Source organism: Nocardia sp. NPDC049707, from assembly GCF_040674855.1.
Taxonomy (GTDB): Bacteria; Actinomycetota; Actinomycetes; order Mycobacteriales; family Mycobacteriaceae; genus Nocardia.
Genome location: NZ_JBFANN010000117.1, coordinates 1 through 1,960, shown reverse-complemented (window position 1 = coordinate 1,960; position 1,960 = coordinate 1). Strand labels below are relative to the sequence as shown.

Genomic DNA, 1,960 nt, shown 5'->3' with positions numbered 1-1,960 from the left:
CGTCGAGACTCGCGACTTCGTCGCATGCGCTTCGACGACTCGGACGCGAGACGGGCCGCGAACGGTCGCTCGTAAGACTCGCTCCGTTGTGGTCGGTTAGGGCGGGTCGTTCGGCACCTGGTGCACGCGCATTGAGACTGGCGCGTGCGGCGCATGTGCCTCGGTGACTCGTACGTGAGACGGGCCGCGAACGGGTCGCTCGTAAGACTCGCTCCGTGGTGGTCGGCGATGTGCGGATGGTTCAGGACCGAGTGCACGCGCGTCGGATGGTCGGGTCCCGCGCGTGTGGCGTATGCGCTTCGACGGCTCGGACGCGAGACGGGCCGCGAACGGGTTGTCCGTGAGACTCGCTCCGTGGTGGTCGGCGATGTGCGGATGGTTCAGGACCGAGTGCACGTGCGTCGGATGGTCGAGTGCCGCGCGTGTGGCGCATGCGCTTTGGCGACTCGGACGCGAGATGGGCCGCTCGTAAGACTCGCTCCGTGGTGGGGGAGTTGTACGGGTCGAGTTATGCGGGTCGGTTACGGGGCTCGGTCGTTGATGCGAGACCATGGTCGGGAAGAACGGCCCGATTGTCGGTGTTGATTATTAAGGCGCTGAGCCACCGCAGTGCGATCGGCCAATTGATTCTAGGAGCCCTGGACGTGTCATCACCGAAGTCCCTGCCGCCGCTGGTCGAACCGGCCGCGGAGCTGACCAAGGACGAGATCGCCCGCTACAGCCGTCATCTGATCATCCCGGACCTGGGGGTGGATGGGCAGAAGCGGCTGAAGAACGCCAAGGTGCTGGTGATCGGTGCAGGCGGGCTCGGCTCGCCCGCGCTGCTGTATCTGGCCGCCGCCGGTGTCGGCACGCTCGGCATTGTCGAATTCGACGAGGTCGACGCCTCCAATCTGCAGCGCCAGATCATCCACGGGGAATCCGATATCGGCCGCCCGAAGGCCGATAGCGCGCGCGATTCCATTCTCGAGATCAACTCCGGCATCGATGTGCGGCTGCACAAGATCCGCCTTGAGCCCGATAACGCCGTCGAACTGTTCGGTGAATACGACCTGATCGTCGACGGCACCGATAACTTCGCCACGCGCTACCTGGTCAACGATGCCGCGGTGCTGGCGGGCAAGCCGTACGTCTGGGGCTCGATCTACCGCTTCGAGGGGCAGGTCTCGATCTTCTGGGAGGACGCACCAGACGGCCGCGGCATCAACTACCGCGACCTCTACCCGGAGGCCCCGCCGCCCGGCATGGTGCCCTCCTGCGCCGAGGGCGGTGTGCTCGGTGTGCTGTGCGCGTCCATCGGTTCGATCATGGTGACCGAGGCGATCAAGCTGATCACCGGCGTCGGTGAGCCGCTGCTCGGCCGTCTCATGGTCTACGACGCATTGGATATGAACTATCGGACCATCAAGCTGCGCCGCGATCCGGAGCGTCAGCCGATCACCGAAATGATCGATTACGAGGCGTTCTGCGGCGTGGTGTCCGAGGAGGGCCAGGCCGCCGCCGCGGGCTCGACCATCACCGCGCGCGAGCTCAAAGAGTTGCTCGACGCGGGCAAGGAAATCGAGCTCATCGACGTGCGCGAGCCGGTCGAATGGGACATCGTGCACATCGAGGGCGCCAAACTCATTCCGAAGGATCGCTTCCTCTCCGGTGAGGCGCTGTCGGATCTGCCGCAGAACCGGCCGATCGTATTGCACTGCAAGACCGGTATCCGCTCGGCCGAGGTCCTCGCGGTCCTGAAGAACGCCGGTTTCTCCGACGCCACGCACATACAGGGCGGCATCGTCGCCTGGGCGAATCAGGTCGACAAGTCACTGCCGGTGTACTAGACCGGGTACTCGTGCCGAGAGGTTGCTTCGCGGCGTAACCACCACGGAGCGAGTCTTACGAGCGACCCGTTCGCGGCCCGTCTCGCGTCCGAGTCGTCGAAGCGCATGCGACGAAGTCGCGAGTCTCGACG

Annotated in this window: 1 protein-coding gene; it reads left to right on the top strand. The window is 65.1% G+C overall.

Going from position 1 to position 1,960, the window contains the following annotated elements; translation table 11 throughout:
• The first annotated feature begins 644 nt into the window (after window positions 1–644).
• Window positions 645–1,829: an adenylyltransferase/sulfurtransferase MoeZ gene (moeZ, locus tag AB0J29_RS37150; protein WP_364796052.1), complete on the top strand. Its 1,185-nt coding sequence runs from the start codon at window positions 645–647 to the stop codon at window positions 1,827–1,829.
• Window positions 1,830–1,960 lie beyond the last annotated feature (131 nt).